Source organism: Pedobacter africanus, assembly GCF_900176535.1.
GTDB lineage: Bacteria > Bacteroidota > Bacteroidia > Sphingobacteriales > Sphingobacteriaceae > Pedobacter > Pedobacter africanus.
Window position 1 is genome coordinate 2289233 of record NZ_FWXT01000001.1, and the last position, 16759, is coordinate 2305991.

General features: G+C 41.7%; 12 protein-coding genes and 1 tRNA gene. 6 read left to right on the forward strand and 7 right to left on the reverse strand.

Going from position 1 to position 16759, the window contains the following annotated elements; translation table 11 throughout:
* The 3 genes from B9A91_RS09445 to B9A91_RS09455 are packed head-to-tail and all read left to right on the forward strand — an operon-like array spanning nt 1 to nt 4172.
* On the forward strand, nt 1-1827 hold the full coding sequence (locus B9A91_RS09445; RefSeq protein ID WP_084238090.1) for a sodium:solute symporter family protein: 1827 nt from the start codon (nt 1-3) through the stop codon (nt 1825-1827).
* Between the two features lie 9 nt (nt 1828-1836).
* Nucleotides 1837-3027, forward strand: a complete 1191-nt coding sequence (locus B9A91_RS09450; protein WP_084238091.1) for a glycoside hydrolase family 130 protein — start codon at nt 1837-1839, stop codon at nt 3025-3027.
* Nucleotides 3009-4172, forward strand: a complete 1164-nt coding sequence (locus B9A91_RS09455) for an AGE family epimerase/isomerase (RefSeq protein WP_084238092.1) — start codon at nt 3009-3011, stop codon at nt 4170-4172. Before B9A91_RS09450 ends, B9A91_RS09455 begins: the two co-directional genes overlap by 19 nt.
* 299 nt (nt 4173-4471) lie before the next feature.
* Here the strand turns inward: B9A91_RS09455 and B9A91_RS09460 are convergent, their stop codons facing one another.
* The 3 genes from B9A91_RS09460 to B9A91_RS09470 form a co-directional block, all read right to left on the reverse strand.
* Nucleotides 4472-6355 carry a PD-(D/E)XK nuclease domain-containing protein gene (locus B9A91_RS09460; RefSeq protein ID WP_084238093.1) on the reverse strand — a complete coding sequence of 628 codons (1884 nt, stop codon included), beginning with the start codon at nt 6353-6355 and terminating at the stop codon, nt 4472-4474.
* Nucleotides 6348-7136 carry a hypothetical protein gene (locus B9A91_RS09465; protein WP_084238094.1) on the reverse strand — a complete coding sequence of 263 codons (789 nt, stop codon included), beginning with the start codon at nt 7134-7136 and terminating at the stop codon, nt 6348-6350. The genes B9A91_RS09460 and B9A91_RS09465 overlap by 8 nt, the downstream gene beginning before the upstream one ends.
* 119 nt (nt 7137-7255) lie before the next feature.
* Nucleotides 7256-9286: an ATP-dependent helicase gene (locus tag B9A91_RS09470; RefSeq protein WP_084238095.1), complete on the reverse strand. Its 2031-nt coding sequence runs from the start codon at nt 9284-9286 to the stop codon at nt 7256-7258.
* Between the two features lie 162 nt (nt 9287-9448).
* Between B9A91_RS09470 and B9A91_RS09475 the strand changes: the two genes are divergently transcribed.
* Nucleotides 9449-11104 (forward strand): recombinase family protein, encoded by a 1656-nt coding sequence (locus B9A91_RS09475; protein WP_084238096.1) that lies wholly within the window; start codon nt 9449-9451, stop codon nt 11102-11104.
* Between the two features lie 300 nt (nt 11105-11404).
* Here B9A91_RS09475 and B9A91_RS09480 read toward each other — a convergent pair.
* The 3 genes from B9A91_RS09480 to B9A91_RS09490 form a co-directional block, all read right to left on the reverse strand.
* Nucleotides 11405-11478 (reverse strand) — tRNA-Asp (locus tag B9A91_RS09480).
* A 97-nt stretch (nt 11479-11575) separates the two neighbouring features.
* Nucleotides 11576-12649 carry a peptide chain release factor 1 gene (prfA, locus tag B9A91_RS09485; protein WP_084239657.1) on the reverse strand — a complete coding sequence of 358 codons (1074 nt, stop codon included), beginning with the start codon at nt 12647-12649 and terminating at the stop codon, nt 11576-11578.
* Nucleotides 12650-12768: 119 nt separating this feature from the next.
* Nucleotides 12769-13515, reverse strand: a complete 747-nt coding sequence (locus B9A91_RS09490; RefSeq protein WP_084238097.1) for a UDP-2,3-diacylglucosamine diphosphatase — start codon at nt 13513-13515, stop codon at nt 12769-12771.
* 129 nt (nt 13516-13644) lie between these two features.
* On the opposite strand from B9A91_RS09490, the gene B9A91_RS09495 reads away from it, so the two are divergent.
* Together B9A91_RS09495 and B9A91_RS09500 are read left to right on the forward strand one after the other, a co-directional pair.
* On the forward strand, nt 13645-14655 hold the full coding sequence (locus B9A91_RS09495) for an NAD(P)/FAD-dependent oxidoreductase (RefSeq protein ID WP_084238098.1): 1011 nt from the start codon (nt 13645-13647) through the stop codon (nt 14653-14655).
* 2 nt (nt 14656-14657) lie between these two features.
* The gene (locus B9A91_RS09500; RefSeq protein ID WP_084238099.1) at nt 14658-14984 is read left to right on the forward strand and encodes a 2Fe-2S iron-sulfur cluster-binding protein; all 327 of its coding nucleotides are present in this window, start codon (nt 14658-14660) and stop codon (nt 14982-14984) included.
* 9 nt (nt 14985-14993) lie between these two features.
* Here B9A91_RS09500 and B9A91_RS09505 read toward each other — a convergent pair whose 3' ends face one another.
* Nucleotides 14994-16694, reverse strand: a complete 1701-nt coding sequence (locus B9A91_RS09505) for a S41 family peptidase (protein ID WP_084238100.1) — start codon at nt 16692-16694, stop codon at nt 14994-14996.
* Nucleotides 16695-16759: the final 65 nt, after the last annotated feature.

The following is a 16759-nucleotide window of genomic DNA, read 5'->3' on the forward strand; positions in this document are numbered from 1 at the left end:
ATGAAACTACAGCTGATTGACATTTTAATCCTCCTTGCCTACCTGCTCACCATGGTACTCATTGGCTTTTACATGAGGAACAAGGCCAAACAGGATAAAGAAAGCTACCTGATGGGCAGCAAGAAATTACCCTGGTACATGCTTGGCCTTAGTGATGCCAGCGATATGTTTGACATCAGCGGCACCATGTGGATGGTAGCCCTTTGTTTTGTGTATGGCTTTAAAAGCATCTGGATTCCCTGGCTCTGGCCCGTTTTCAATCAGGTTTTTATGATGATGTTTCTGTCTAAATGGCTCAGGAGATCGAATGCCACAACCGGCGCCGAATGGCTGAAAACCAGATTTGGTTTAACAGGAAAAGGAGTCAAAAGTTCGCACATCATCGTAATTGCCTTTGCACTAATCAGCTGCCTGGGCTTTCTGGCCTATGGCTTTGTGGGCTTAGGTAAATTCGTCCAGGTTTTCATCCCCTGGGAGGTAATTAAGGACTATATTCCCTTTACCGTGGCCGAAAAGTATGTCCCCCATTTCTATGGCATTGTATTTACCCTGTTTGCCATGTTCTATTCCATCATTGGCGGGCTGCACAGTATTGTACTTGGCGATGCCATTAAGTACCTGATCATGACCATTGCCTGTATTGCTATAGGGATAATTGCTGTTCAGCACCTGCATGGGCAGACATTGAATGTACCCAAAGGATGGAACAATCCTTTTTTCAGCTGGGAGCTCAACCTGGATTGGAGTAAAATTGCTGCTGATGCCAATAAAAAGATTGCAGATGATGGCTTTAGCCTGTTCGGCATTTTCTTTATGATGATGCTTATGAAGGGTGTTTTTGCCTCCCTTGCAGGGCCAACGCCAAACTACGACATGCAAAAAGTACTCAGCACCCGCAGCCCTAAAGAGGCCAGCAAAATGACCGGGTTCGTAAGTATCATATTGCTGCCCATCCGTTATTCCATGATTACCGGTTTAACCGTCCTGGCTCTTTTATACTACAATCAGCTTTACCTGAAAGGCCCTGACGGCGTCACAGATTTTGAAAGGATTTTGCCAGCAACCATCAACAACTTTTTGCCGGTCGGTGTTTTAGGCCTCGTATTAACGGGCTTACTTGGTGCATTTATGGGTACTTTCAGCGGAACACTTAATGCAGCACAAGCCTATATTGTGAATGACATTTATCTGAAGTATGTTAACCCTGAGGCAAGCACCAAAAAGATCATGTCCATGAATTATACCGTAGGCGTGATGGTGGTAACCACAGGCATCTTCTTCGGTTTTATGGCCAATAATGTCAACGACATCCTGCAATGGATTGTCGGCGGCTTATATGGTGGTTACGTAGCTGCCAACTGCCTCAAATGGTATTGGTGGCGATTCAATGCCAATGGTTTTTTCTGGGGAATGACCATTGGTGTAGTGGCAGCCCTGTTCATGCCTTATATCACAACCGGCCTACCTTTATACTGGTGGCCGCTGCTTTTCGTATTATCCCTCATAGGCTGCTTTATAGGCACTTATAGTGCGCCTCCCACAGATATTGGGATATTAAAATCTTTTTACAGGAATGTCCGGCCCTGGGGGTTCTGGGGGCCGGTACACGACCTGGTTGTTCAGGACGACCCTGCCTTTCAGGCCAACAAGGATTTTAAACTGGATATGTTCAATGTGGCGCTGGGTATCACGGCTCAGCTTTGCCTTACCATTTTCCCCATGTATCTGATCACAGGGATGTATGCCCCTTTATGGATAACAACAGGCATTTTAACGGTAATCAGCCTCATTTTAAAAAGAACATGGTGGAATAGATTAGAAGATTAAGAGAATAAGATGAAAACAGATTTCAAACAACATATTACACAACTAGCTTCGAAACAAAACGAATTACTTAAAGCCCCAAATCAAAAAGCGGAAGCGGAAAATGGCTTGTTCGACAGATATAAGAACCCGGTGTTAACAGCAGCGCATGTACCCTTTACCTGGAAATACGACCTTAACCCGGCAACCAACCCGTATTTAATAGAGCGTTTTGGCATCAATGCCGTATTCAATGCCGGAGCCATCAAATGGCATGACAAATACATCCTGATGGCCAGGGTTGAAGGAACCGATAGAAAATCATTTTTCGCCATTGCGGAAAGTCCTAACGGGATTGATAATTTTAGGTTCTGGGAATATCCGGTAGTGATGCCCGAAATAGATGAGCCCGACACCAATGTTTACGACATCAGGCTGGTACGGCATGAAGATGGCTGGATTTATGGATTGTTCTGCACCGAAAGAAGAGACCCCTCGGCCCCTGAAGGAGATCAATCGGCCGCTATAGCCCAATGCGGAATCGCCCGCACAAAAAACCTGACCAACTGGGAAAGGCTGCCCGACCTGCAAACAAAATCCCCCCAGCAGCGCAATGTAGTCTTACACCCGGAATTTGTAAATGGAAAATATGCTTTTTATACCCGCCCACAAGACAGCTTTATTGAAGCAGGCAATGGCGGGGGCATTGGATTTGGATTGTCCTCATCCCTGGAAAATGCATGCATTGAAGAAGAAATTGTAATTGATAAAAAAATATACCACACCGTTTACGAGGCAAAAAACGGGCAGGGCCCCGCCCCCATAAAAACATCCGAAGGCTGGCTGCACCTTGCCCATGGTGTGCGGAACACTGCAGCAGGGCTAAGGTATGTGCTGTATATGTTTATGACCGATCTGAACGATCTTACCAAAGTAACACATAAACCGGGGGGCTATTTTCTTGCCCCAGAGGGGGAGGAAAGAGTGGGCGATGTATCCAACGTGGTTTTTTGCAATGGCTGGATTGCAGATGAAGATGGAACTGTGTACATTTACTATGCCTCTTCCGACAGCAGGCTGCATGTAGCAACTACAACTATTCAGCAATTGCTGGATTACGTGAAGCACAATCCTGAAGACCGGCTGAGGTCTGCCACCTCTGTTGAAACCATTATCGGCATTATAGACCAGAATAAGAATTTAGCATGGATCCAGCACCTTTAGCTACTTTTAAAGCAGAACTGATTACTGAGCTATCAGACATCTTAAACTGGTGGATGACTCATACTGTTGACGAGGAGCATGGCGGGTTCTATGGAAAGGTAGACAATGACAATATTGCTAATCCACAAGCAGAAAAAGGGTTGGTATTAAACGCAAGAATCCTTTATACCTTTTCTTCGGCTTATCTGCTAAACAGCAAAAAAGCATATTTAGCCATTGCCCATAGGGCATTTGATTATTTAACTACTTATTTTCTGGACAGTGAATATGGAGGGTTCTACTGGGCGGTAGATTTTACAGGCAAACCATCGGCATCCAGGAAACAAGTATACGGACAGGCCTTTGTGATCTATGCCCTGGCAGAGTACATAAAGATAGCGTCCAATGAAAAAGCCCTGGCTCTGGCTAAAATTACCTTTGAATTGCTGGAGCAGTACAGCTTTGATCCGGTCAACACCGGCTATATAGAAGCATTAAGCAGAACCTGGGGAGCGCTGGAAGACCTGCGGCTAAGTGATAAAGACCGGAACGAAAAAAAATCCATGAACACGCACCTGCATGTGATCGAAGCCTATACCAATCTGTACTCGATTTGGCCAGATGACAAGCTGAAAAAAGCCATCAAAAGACTGCTTTCGAACTTTAAAAACCATATTATAGATAAAAGCAACTGCCATCTGCAGTTGTTTTTTGCAGAAAACTGGGAAGTTAGATCAAACACATTTTCCTTTGGCCACGATATTGAAGCGGCTTGGTTACTGCAGGAATCGGCAACTGTCCTTAAAGACGAAGAAGAGACCGAAACTTTCCAGAAACTGGCCTTACAATTAACCAGAGCCGCAACAAAAAGCTTAGCGGAAGACGGGGGCCTGTGGGAAGAAGAGGCTCATTGGTGGCCTCAGGCCGAGGCCATGGTAGGCTTTTTGAATGCCTGGCAAAATAGTGCTGATATCAGGTACTTACAGCAATCTGTTCAAAGCTGGTCCTTCATCAAAAGACACCTTAAAAACGATAAGGGGGAATGGCATTGGGGTGTTCATCGAGATTATACCCTAATGGCAGGACAAGATAAGGCAGGCTTTTGGAAATGTCCATATCATAACGGCAGGGCCTGCATAGAAATTATCAAAAGATTAAGCGCATAGCGCATTTTCATGCTAAAACAAAAAAGCCTGCTATCGTTAAAATAGCAGGCTTTTTGCGGGCCGTACGGTACAAATCTCGAACCTTTTCTTGATTGACATAAAGAAATTAGCATCCATTAATATCCCGATAGTTCCTGATAAGATTCAAGTTAAATCGGAAAATAAAAGACATCAGTTTATTTATACTTCAGCAAAGCCCGGTAACAAAAGAAAAAGGAGATTAAAATTATAAACATCTCAGATGGATGGTAATTTAGTTATCGCAAGAATAGCTCTTATTGTCTCGTACTTTTGAAGATTTATCGAATTATAAATACCTTGCAGTTTGGTTGTTTTTCAATATCCTTTGAAAAGTTAACATCATTTGCGATTTTCCTTTCGGGATCATAAATTATAAAGAGCTTATATTTTTCCTTAGGATATTTCGTAATGTCGGCACCGATCTGATCTGTAATAGCTGCTTTTGATGTGTTTCCACGCAGATACTTAGCCTCAATGAGAAGATCATAAATTTCTAAAAAGGAATGATCGGGAATAACACGAGCAATTGAGAATTTTATGGTTGGGTATTCTCTTCCGTAATCAATACTCTCACCTTGAATTAGCGCATGTATTACATCATTCAATGCATTTTCATGCTTCGGCTTTTCATGTTCGAACGCCTGGGGTATCGCGATAGTTAGTTTAGCCTTGATTGTTTCAATAAGACATTCAATAGGTGGTTTAAGATGCATCCTCTCATCGATGTAGGCATTCAACGTATTTGCAATTTTAGGTTTGAGCGGATCTTGCAAAAGCTGAATGTTTCTAATTGCGTTTAACACTTGACTAGTATGCGTTTTAAGCAGGTCGTAAATGCGCATCGCCTTTTCTGATGGTCTCTGCCCCTCTAAATATGGGATGATGTCAGTTAACGCCGCCAACATTTCATACTGAAAATTCATTTCAGTAAAATTATTGTACTTTACGATTGCCCTAATATAGTCATTCAAATGTGTACGGGATTCTGGACTTGTGATGGGATCTTTCGCTATATCGATATCATAAATTGCATCAAAATCCTGTAAGTCAGATGCAAAAGCAGCTAATCTTCTATCAACGCATTGTGAGCATCCACCACAATGTGTTGCCTGAGAATTATTTTCAAAACTGAGAAATGTTTTTGTGCAAGAGATTGTTGAATTAATATAATTTACCTTACCCGCAGCCTTGATCTTGTTAAAGATATCTGTTTTTGTATTATAAAGAAATGGATGAACAATTGGTCGCTGTTCTTCGCCAACCGCGGAATAGAAGTTTTCCAGTAATTTTAATGTTTGTGGGTGAGTTGTTCTGCTTGCACGAGCATTAACCAAATCAGCTCTTTTTGAAAAATTAAGGGATGTAACTCCATTTTCAAATACATGAATTTCCTTTTCTGAGGCCAATGTTGACAGAGAATACGCAATTGCGGTATATAGAAATATTCGTGTACGTTGCGTTTCCTCAACAGCCCTTTCTCCGTGAAGGTTACAATAGAAAGCAAAGTACTGGATCCTGCCTGGGAAATCAGTTTCAAGAAGTCGGTGTATACCTTTCTGGATTTTGGAGACACCGGTTGTATTGGAGCGATGACTAACTAGGATTAGATTTTTGTCAGTTGTAGTTAGGATTTCTAGGGCGCCAGCCAAAGAGTCCAAGCCACCAGAAAAAAGTCCAATAATAGAGTTCTCTCTCTTTTGTAACTGGATTGCCTCATGATCGTAAAGACTTTTTTGTCCAATATCAGCCCCCCCATCTTTGAAAATAAAAGAATATCCTTGATCACCGGATACGAAAGTTAATGCATCAGACAAACGTTTTGTAATCTCTGGGTTTGACCAGAAAGAAACATCTCGAACTCTTATAATGAAATTTAATTGCCTTGACCAACTATGATATTCAAGGCTGTTATTGGCCCCACGCCCAATCATTCTGTCAGCCGCGTAAACGTATCCTGCAATCTCCAACAAATCTTTAATTCGATCCGGAAAATGACAATTTACCAGCTGAATGAAATGTGGTAGTTCAAGATTTATATTGTGTCCAGGATTAGATGGATCAATAATTAATCTATGGATATGGTTGGAGGCATATTTTTTCGTTTTGTGAGGAGAAGGACTAACTCCACCACATAAAACTATATGGCTGTTGGAGTTAATCATATTTTATTTCTTCTCTTATTAGTTCACTGTTTATTTTTTGAAAAGCAAAAGAAAGAAACCCTTTTATACGTTTGTTGCTAGGCAATTTCTCTTTTGCATATTTATTAAACCATGCAGCGGCAAATGATTGAGTTATTTTTGAAGTTTCAAATGCATGCTTTGAAATTCTGTCAATATGGGTTTCTAAATTTTTATTAAATTGAGTTCTATCGTAAAGATTATCAATTCCAGAAGCAGCTTCTCGCTCTAAAAAATATTTTAAATATCGTTCGGTAAATTTCGAAAAGAATAATCTGGAAAGTTCACAAAAACCTGCACCATTAGAAGCCTGTTGCCAAATCTCCAAACCCGTATCATTAGAGTCAAATAAACTCTGCTGATTTGTCTGATGCGACCTAGCCCAGTCACTTATAGTTTCTATAATTGACTGGGTAGCAAATGACGAGTATTCTTTTGAATCCTCATTTTGAGAAATATAATTCTGAATACAAAATGCAAGATCATACAGATTAAAATTTTTCGGGAGAACAATACCTTCCTCTGCTAACCTGTCAAGCGCGTTATCTGATTTTGCGAAATGTGAAAGAGTTATTATGAATTTGAAAGCCCCGAAAACACCGGCATCAGTATTAATGTCTTGAAATCTTTTTCTAACGTTTTTTGTAGTCTGTGCAGCAATTTCTACAATTGTATCCTCGGCATCAGTATAATCACTGATACTATTAACAATACTCTTCCAACGTTCACTTTTAGGTAAGGTACCGATACGTTCGTGACCCATATATTTAAATATTAGCTAAGATAAATAAATATAATCAGAAAGCACTTTAAATCTGAGAGTTAAAACTATTATATACCGGTTTGTATAATGCCTAAAGGATATATTTAGTGGTTTTTACATTATAAATTTGCAATGCTTGTCGTTATCAAAATTAATTCGGCGGGCGTCAACGAATTATTATTCTGTTGGCTAAATACTGTACCGGTTGCAGCACAAAATCGCGAAGGATTCATCGCAGTATTTGCGCCAAATATATTTCTGAATCTTGTATAGCTTAGTATACAGGCAGCTTTAGCACGTGTAATTGCCACATAAAAAAGTCTCGCATTTTCTAAAATTAGACCCGGTGCGTTCTGAGCCGGTACGCTTGGAAAAATGGTTTCTTCCAGTCCAGGTATGAAAACGATTTTTGCACTAAGCCCTTTTGATGAGTGAAAGGACATGATGCGTATTTTATCGATTATCGCTACTGCGACTTGATTTTGAGGACCAGGGTTTACACGTGCATTGATTACAGTCAATATTTTGTCTTTTTCCTCTTGTGAATCTGTTTGCAAAAAATCTTTCAATTCCTCTAGGGTCATATCAACTGGAAGCCCAGCAATAAACCCCCTCCAATTAGTTACTTCTACTTGGGTAAAATTGTTCAGAAATATTTGATCAATGTCGTTAGCTCTAAGGCCGATCGTATCAGTAAGATTCCAAGTCTGAAATACTGCGATGTTTGTAATTACTTTATTAATAGCAGTAATTTCACGCCCTCCGAAGACCTGTGGAGGTAGTTGGTTATAAAATAAATCATGATAATTTAGATTGTTAGCAATGACTTTATCTGCAATATTTCTGCATGTTCCTAAACCAATTCCTCTGGGGGTTCCTAACATGATTCTATGTGCAACATAGTCATTTTCATTACTTTTTATGCGTAATAACGACTGTAGAAATCGTCCATGATCAGAATCCTTGAAATCTTCTCGTTGATTAGCATCATAACCAATGTTAAGAGCGTCCAATGCATTTGTAATTGCACTTAGCTGCAGTCTCCTATTACTAATTAGAATCATTATTTCCTTTGGAGGAATACCACTATTAATTAATTGTTGGCATGACAGCGCTATGTACCTTGCTTCCTGAACTGGACTATTAAAAGCATTTGATTGTGTAAATCCATTATTTATTGGGTTGGATGCGGTATAAACTGAAGTCAACTGTTTGGGAATTCTATTCGGAGCAGGATAATTTAGGATAACGTTTTGAGCTGCGGTTAAAATAGAAGGTGTACATCTAAAACAATGATTTAACACGTGATTGGTTGACGCAGGATAAACGTTGGTGAAATTCTGAATTCCTTGAGGAAAGGCAAATCGAAATGAATATACACTCTGGTCATCATCACCTGAAATAAACACATTGACACCCCGAATAATCAGGGCGTTAATAAACTCAAAATCACAAGGATTAAGATCTTGAACTTCGTCAACAATTAGATGTCGGACTCCCAGTATTGCGACAGGATCAATAAGCCCTGATTGAATTTGAGTGACACAAGTCCTTACCATTTCACCCGGCAAAACGCAAGAATAGGTTTGTGTGCGCGGTCCATAAAACCCATTAAATGATGCCCGATCCGCTTGTGTTACAGGGACTGCCAGTACTGGAAGGTTTGCCGGATTCCACACACCGGTACTCCAAAATGCCTCATGGTCTCTTCTTATATCGCCGCTTCTAGTAGGAGTGATATTTGCCGAGTTGGAAAACTCCGCATCAAAGACATTACTCAATTCCCAGTCATCCATAATAGCAGGTTCAGTGGGGTACAAGGCCAGGTTTCCTGTTTGTCTCAGCATATATAGCGCAAGAGCGTGCAATGTTGAGATTTTTACATCAGTTACGTTACCTTGATTATGATTTGCACAGTAACTATATATTCTATCTTTTAGATCTTTAGCAGCAGCCCTAGTAAAAGACACTGCGATTATTGATTCTGGATGAATGTTTTGACTTGAGAGAAGCCAATGCACTCTTCTTTCAATAACAAATGACTTTCCTGTTCCAGGCCCTGCAACCAAGCGAATTGTTGGGGCTAGATCTTGTGCTGCTGCATCTTGAATTAAATTGGCGTTTTGAATTTGTTGTGGCGTTATCGGCATACTGAGAGGTTAATAAATTTGAAACACTTTATACGAATATAATACTTTGTCATTTAATATTCACTAATAATGCACGGTATAAATTGTTCTCCATAATTGAATATGATTCTACTTTTATGGAAACTACTATATAATTACATCCTTTAACAGAAAGGATGTTGAATGCAAGCGGCATATCTATATATCCGTGTCAGCACAGATGAGCAGGCTTTAAAAGGCTACTCCCAACGAACACAATTGGATCGCTTGACAAGATTTTGCCTTGCTCGCAACATCAGCGTTTGGGATATTGTTTTTGAAGATCACTCGGCAAAGTCTTTCAACCGGCCAGCATGGTGTTCCATGATGACAAGAATAAGACGTAATAAACGATCACGCCCTGGCTTGCTCCTATTTACCAAATGGGATAGATTCAGCAGAAACACGGGAGATGCTTACTACATGATCTCGCAGCTTCGCAACTTGGGGATACAGCCACAGGCAATTGATCAGGAGCTCGATCTCTCTATTCCCGAGAACAAGATAATACTTGGCGTTTACCTTGCCACATCCGAAGCAGAAAACGATCGACGATCACTCAATGTGAGACAAGGAATCCATAAGGCGAAACAAGAAGGCCGCTGGACCGCGCACGTACCATTAGGATATAAAAGTCTAATAGCTCCGGACAGGAAACGGGAGATCATTCCGAAGGAACCGGAGGCGACATTTATCAGAAGGGCTTTCAACCTGGTAGCTGAAAACCACGACAATATAAACTCGATCTACACCGGAATTACCCTTAATGGCCTAAAGTGCAGCCGTTCAAACTTCCGACGTTTGCTCAGAAATCCATTTTATTATGGTAGAATAGTAGTGCCGGCATTCGAAAATGAATCTTCCACATTGGTACAAGGACTGCATACACCTTTAATAACTGAATCTTTATTTTTTAGAGTACAAGAGGTTATCCAGAAGGCTCGAATGAATCAACCGATACATCATTTAAGGGCCAACGACCCACTATTTCTGCGTGGCTTTCTATTATGTCCTCTTTGCAGCAAAATGCTTACCGGTAGTGCATCTCGGGGAAAGAAGGGTAAACGTTATCATTATTATCATTGCAGCTATCCATGCGGCTTCCGTACAAGGGCCGATGGAATTAACCAACTTTTTATTCAGGAATTCGAGAAGTTGAGATTGGGACAAAAGTATCTTGATGTTTATGAGGACGTACTCAAGCATATCGGTAAAGACTCTTATAATATTGTAGCAGTTACAGAAAAGAGTATTTCTATAGCTATCGACAAGCTGATCGACAGGTTAGTTAAGGCAAAAGAATTATTACTCATTGGCGAGATCGAAGATGAAGACTATATACTCATAAAAAAAGATTGTGAGAGTAAGATTCATATGCTCGGAGCTGACCTCCAGCGTGCGGAGATAATCTCAAAAAAAAACTCTGATTCTCTAAAAAAAGAGAAACTTAAACTATCCAGATTTGGCAGAACTTTTTCCTTAATGGAATGCTTTGATAAAAGAAAGCTGATGAATATAATGTTATATCCCGTTATCTTACCAAAGATTGAATTTGAACTAGGAACAATGATTAATGCCGATGTCGGTATCCTGTTTGAACTAGATTGCCTGACTCAGAAAGCACCCGAAAAAACAATGTATTACGAAGAATCTATGGATCCGGCTTTCTATACCCAAACAATTATAAAACTAGAAGACATTATTCACGGAGGTAAATTGAAATTAGGAGATGCGACAGCTAGCAGGATTTTATATTTTCTCTCTGTTTTCGCTAAAGTTGTTAGTAAAACTACCGTATAGATTCTTATTCAAATATAAAAATGGATGCTTAAATGCAATTTAAGCAGGTTCGAGTACCGTTCGCTCTCAACACATTTTAGGAAAAGGACATCTATAGATGCATTAAATAAAAACATAAAAAGCTAATATTTAGATGATTACAAACGGCCAGATTTTATCCGCGCATTAGTTTGATTCTGAATTAATGACGATGTAAAAATATATCGAACTCGTCTAGCGCATTGTAACTATCTAAAAATCAGAATAATGCCAAACAAAAAAGCGAAAATCTATTCAATTTTGAACAAATTTTCGCTTTTGCGGACCGGACGGGACTCGAACCCGCGACCTCCGCCGTGACAGGGCGGCATTCTAACCAGCTGAACTACCGGTCCGTTTTTCCCGTTTCTGTATCGTTGTTTCGTTTCGGGATTGCAAATATAGGGTGTTTATTTAACTTTGCAACATTTATTTTAAAATAATTGCAAGTCCTTAAATTACAGCACCTTCTTTTAACTTCTCTGCATTCTCTGCGAACTGTAACGCATCTATCAGTTCCTGCACCCCGCCATCCATAATGCCGTTCAGGTTATAAAGTGTCAATCCAATGCGGTGATCGGTAACCCTTCCCTGCGGATAGTTATAGGTACGGATCTTTGCAGAGCGGTCACCGGTAGATACCATGGTTTTACGTTTTGCAGCGATGTCACCATTTTTCTTCTGCAGTTCTATATCATAAAGCTTACTCCTCAGCATCTCCATGGCGATGATCCTGTTGCCCAGCTGCGAGCGCTCTTTCTGGCAAACCACCACAATACCCGAAGGCCTGTGGGTAAGCTGCACTTTAGTTTCCACTTTATTTACATTCTGCCCACCTGCACCACCAGAACGTGAAGTCTGCAGGTCAATATCGGCTGGGTTGATGTACAGGTCAATCTCTTCTGCTTCCGGCAATACCGCTACCGATGCTGCCGAGGTATGCACACGGCCCTGGGTTTCTGTGTCAGGCACGCGTTGTACCCGGTGTACACCAGATTCGTATTTGAGCTGCCCGTATACATCGTCGCCGCTTACTTTAAGGATTACCTCTTTGTAACCGCCGGCAGTACCTTCAGTTACATCAATGGTTTCTACAGTCCAACCTTTCTGCTCAAAGAAACGGCTATACATCCGGTAAAGGTCGCCGGCAAATAGTGCAGCTTCATCACCACCTGTTCCGCCTCTGATCTCGAATACCGCATTTTTTGCATCCTCCGGATCTTTAGGGATCAGCATCAGACGAACCCTTTCTTCCATTTCTTCCTGCTGTTTCAGCAGCAGTTCCAGTTCCTCTTTCGCCATCTCACGCAATTCAGCATCCTTTTCATTTACCAGGATGTCTTTATTCGCGTCGATGTTACTCATTACATTTTTGTAAACTTTATATTCCTCTACAATCTTCCCCAAATCCTTGTACTCCTTGTTTAAAGCTGCAAAACGCTTCATGTCCTGCACGGTATCAGGGTTACTCAGCTGCTCTTCAACATCTTCCCAACGCAGTTTAATGGCTTCTAATTTATCTAACATATGCTTTCTTTCAGAAAATATTTCATGCTGCCTGGCCAAAAAAATCAGCATCATTCCAGGATCTGATCTGGCCCGGGCAGGCGGTTTTTATTTCGGACAACAAAAATAGGCTTTTTCGTTTAATTTTTTTCGAAGTAATTCAGACTTAAATCATTGCCATCGAATACCGCGTAGGAGTTGAAGTTGATCCATTCCCCAATATTGATGTATTTACTTTTACTATCCAGATCAATACTCAAAGGCAGGTGCCGGTGGCCAAAAATAAAATAATCGTAATGCTGTTCTTGCAGCAATTCCCTGGCATATACCGCAAGCCACTCTTTTTCTACACTTTCAAACACCTCTTCCTTGCTACTTGCAAGCCTGCTTTTGCCCGACCACCAGGTGGCAATGCCCAATCCGATACGCGGCGGCACCAACGCAAACAGCCACTGGCAAACCGGGTTCCTGAAAATCTTTCTTAATATTTTATACTTATTATCGCCCGGGCCTAAACCGTCACCATGATGTAAAAAGAAGCGTTTTCCCGACCTTTCCATTACCATTTCATCGCTCACAATTTCAATACCCATCTCCTCTGTGAAATAGGTTTTAACCCACATATCATGGTTACCCTTAAAGAAATAAATCTTTATTCCGGCATCTGTCATCGCGGCCAGCTTACCCTGCAGCCTAATGAAACCTTTGGGCACAACCGTACGGTATTCAAACCAGAAGTCAAAGGTATCGCCCATCAAAAACAACTCACTACAGGTTGATTCTATGGAATTTAACCACCTTACAATACGATCTTCCCGCAACCTGCTTTCGGCATGATCAGGCGAACCAAGATGAAAATCTGAAGCGAAATAAATGTTCTTTTTCATGAATACCTGGCAAAGATAAAGAATATTATGGGCCCTTCAGTTTAAATAAATCCTACAGGCTTTATAGATTTTATAAAATAGAATCGTTATTGATAACAAAAGTTCGTAAATTCGCACAAATTTTAAACTATGATTTCTACTGACATAGCCATCATTGGCGCCGGACCCGTTGGTTTATTTGCGATTTTCGAAGCAGGTTTATTAAAAATGCGTTGCCATTTAATAGATTACCTTCCACAGGTAGGTGGACAGCTATCTGAAATATATCCAAAAAAACCTATTTACGACATCCCTGGCTACCCTACTGTTTTGGCTCAGGAGTTAATCGATAACCTGATGGAGCAAGCCAAGCCTTTTCATCCGGGCTTCACCTTAGGCGAGCGTATTGAAGGGCTTGAAAAACGTGGTGAGGCCGACTTTGTGCTAACCACCAATATGGGTACCATTATAGAAGCAAAGGTTGTGGTTATTGCCGGGGGCTTAGGTTGTTTTGAGCCGCGCAAACCTGCTGTAGCCGGACTCGAGCAGTTCGAAAACGGCAGAGGCGTAAATTATATGATCCTTGATCCTGAAAAATACCGCGGACAAAAAATGGTGATTGCCGGAGGTGGCGATTCTGCCCTGGACTGGACCATCTTTTTAGCTGATGTTGTTGATGAGCTGACCCTGGTTCACCGTAGCGAGAGTTTCCGTGGCGCACCTGATTCGGTAAACAAGGTAATGGAACTGGCTGAAAGCGGACGCATCAATCTCGTATTAAACAGTAACCTGAATTCGGTAAGTGGAAATGGCAAGCTGGAAAGCGTAGAGCTGATCCATAACAAGAGCCTGGAAACGACCACTGTTGCTGCTGATCACCTGATCCCGTTATTTGGTTTAAGCCCTAAATTAGGCCCTATCGAACAATGGAACCTGAACATCAGTAAAAGCGCCATTGAAGTAAATACAGACGATTATTCAACAAATATCCCGGGAGTGTATGCCATTGGTGACATCAATACCTATACCAATAAGCTAAAGCTGATCCTTTGCGGTTTCCACGAAGCTGCCCTGATGAGCCACAGCGCTTACCAATATATGAACCCAGGAATTAAATACACCATGAAATATACCACTGTAAACGGTGTATCAGAGTTTTAAACATGGAAAACAACATTACCGTACACGTACAACACCCCGACGGAAGCCGGGTTGCCCTGGAGGCACCTACAGATATGGGCTTGAGCCTTATGGAATACCTCAAGGCCTGTGAATATGATATTTTGGCCACCTGCGGAGGTATGGCGCTTTGCGCTACCTGCTGTGTAGATGTGCTGGAAGGCGAAGACAAGCTCAATGAAATGAGCGACGATGAATACGCCATGCTGGATACCCTACCGGATGTATTGCCCAATTCAAGACTGGCCTGCCAGCTGCAGTTAAACCCCGCCATGGATGGCCTGGTTGTTAAACTGCACCACGCAGAATAAAAAGAACTATCAATTATGATCTACGGCAGCTGCTATTGTTTTAATAGGGCTGCCGATTGTTTTATACTCCCCTTCTCCCTTTAGGATAGCTAACATTTTGGTGTTGTTGTTCAGCAAGCCCCTGGCTGCGTTCAACTCCTTATCGTACTGAAAGGCCTGTTCTACCTTACCTCTTTCGTAGTAGTAACGGCTTACAATCTGTGTTTCCAGTGCCCTTTTTATTTCTGGCTTAAATGTGGTCAGGTCAGTTTTTTTGGCACCCAGCATTTTTTCCTTCAAATCATCCAGATCGGCTTTTACTGCCGGAAGTTTATTTTCCTTTTCAGCCTCTGTCCTTAAATCAGACAACAGGCGTTCGGTACGAGAGGTATAGGAATAATCCTTTCCGGCCAGCGAACTCACAAAAGCTGCATAATCGGCATCTGTAAGCTGGAAAGAGCCCGCAGGCGCAATTGCTTTATTGTTCTTTTTATAGCTGTTCGCGTAATCAAAAAACAGGTTCTTGTTGAGCAGGGATATGGTTATCGGGCTATATTTAGGGGTATTGACCACCACATCCGGGTAAACACCGTTCCCATCATAAACACTACGGCCCGTCTTTGTATTGAATTTGGTCATCAATGAATCTGCAATTTTCAGGGTTTTACCGTTGGCATCTTTATGGGCATAATCCATGGCCTGTATACACCTGCCCGAAGGGGTAAAATATTTAGCTACAGTAACTTTTACCAGGCTGTTATAAGGCAGGTTAAAGGTTTGCTGTACCAGGCCCTTGCCAAAGCTACGTTGCCCCACAATAATTGCCCTGTCCAGGTCCTGAAGCGCTCCTGCAACAATTTCCGATGCAGATGCAGAAGAACCACTGATCAGCACTACCAATGGGATATCAGGGAATAGCGGCTGGTTCTGGGTTTTGTAGCTGATGGTCTTCTGCGGGTTACGTCCTTTCTGGGTCACAATCAGCACGTCCTTATTTACAAAGATGTTTACGATCTTAACTGCCTCCTGTAATATTCCACCACCGTTGTAGCGCAGGTCTAGCACCATGCCTTTGGGCTGTAGTTTACCGAGCGTAACCGCAGCATCTTTCACTTCCTGGGCAGAATTTTCCAGAAACTTGTCCAAACGGATATAGGCAATATTATCAGCTGTCATGCCCGAATAAGAGACGTTAGGCTGTTTAATCTCATCACGGATCAGGTTTTTGGTCATCACGCTTCCATCTCTGATGATCAGCAATTCTACAGCCGACCCCCGTGGCCCGCGCAACAGCTGGCTCACCTGTGCCCGTTCCTTGCCCTTCACCTCATTGCCATTGATCTTTACGAGCTGGTCACCAGGCTTCAGTCCTTGTTTATCAGCAGGGTATCCTTCACTAACCTCGTTCACAAACAGTTTCCCTTCAATAAAGATAGTGCTTGCCCCTATGCCACCGTACTGGGTACTAACATATTTCAGTTTATAGTCTTCTACTTCCGATTCAGGAACATATTCTGTATAGGGATCCAGTTTTTCGAGCATGGCGTCAATACTGCTGCGCATCAGACTGGAAGCATTGGTTTCTTCCACATAATTAATGTTCACTTCCTTATAAAGGGAGGCAAAAATATCCAGGTTTTTAGATACCTGGAACAGGTCTTCCCTGAAAGACCAGCTTAAGGATGCAAAGGCAAGAAGAAGAGCGGCTGCGGCAATTTTATATATTTTCATCGTAAGCAGATGGGGTTCATCAATCTATCAGAGTAAATTTACAAAAAAGCCCTGTATATCAATAA

What these genes read in the sequence shown, in the direction of transcription:
- B9A91_RS09500 (WP_084238099.1), top strand. Translation starts at nt 14,658, where the DNA reads ATGGAAAACAACATTACCGTACACGTACAACACCCCGACGGAAGCCGG.
- B9A91_RS09445 (WP_084238090.1), top strand. Translation starts at nt 1, where the DNA reads ATGAAACTACAGCTGATTGACATTTTAATCCTCCTTGCCTACCTGCTC.
- B9A91_RS09460 (WP_084238093.1), bottom strand. Translation starts at nt 6,355, where the DNA reads ATGATTAACTCCAACAGCCATATAGTTTTATGTGGTGGAGTTAGTCCT.
- B9A91_RS09505 (WP_084238100.1), bottom strand. Translation starts at nt 16,694, where the DNA reads ATGAAAATATATAAAATTGCCGCAGCCGCTCTTCTTCTTGCCTTTGCA.
- B9A91_RS09455 (WP_084238092.1), top strand. Translation starts at nt 3,009, where the DNA reads ATGGATCCAGCACCTTTAGCTACTTTTAAAGCAGAACTGATTACTGAG.
- B9A91_RS09490 (WP_084238097.1), bottom strand. Translation starts at nt 13,515, where the DNA reads ATGAAAAAGAACATTTATTTCGCTTCAGATTTTCATCTTGGTTCGCCT.
- B9A91_RS09475 (WP_084238096.1), top strand. Translation starts at nt 9,449, where the DNA reads ATGCAAGCGGCATATCTATATATCCGTGTCAGCACAGATGAGCAGGCT.
- B9A91_RS09470 (WP_084238095.1), bottom strand. Translation starts at nt 9,286, where the DNA reads ATGCCGATAACGCCACAACAAATTCAAAACGCCAATTTAATTCAAGAT.
- prfA (WP_084239657.1), bottom strand. Translation starts at nt 12,649, where the DNA reads ATGTTAGATAAATTAGAAGCCATTAAACTGCGTTGGGAAGATGTTGAA.
- B9A91_RS09495 (WP_084238098.1), top strand. Translation starts at nt 13,645, where the DNA reads ATGATTTCTACTGACATAGCCATCATTGGCGCCGGACCCGTTGGTTTA.
- B9A91_RS09465 (WP_084238094.1), bottom strand. Translation starts at nt 7,136, where the DNA reads ATGGGTCACGAACGTATCGGTACCTTACCTAAAAGTGAACGTTGGAAG.
- B9A91_RS09450 (WP_084238091.1), top strand. Translation starts at nt 1,837, where the DNA reads ATGAAAACAGATTTCAAACAACATATTACACAACTAGCTTCGAAACAA.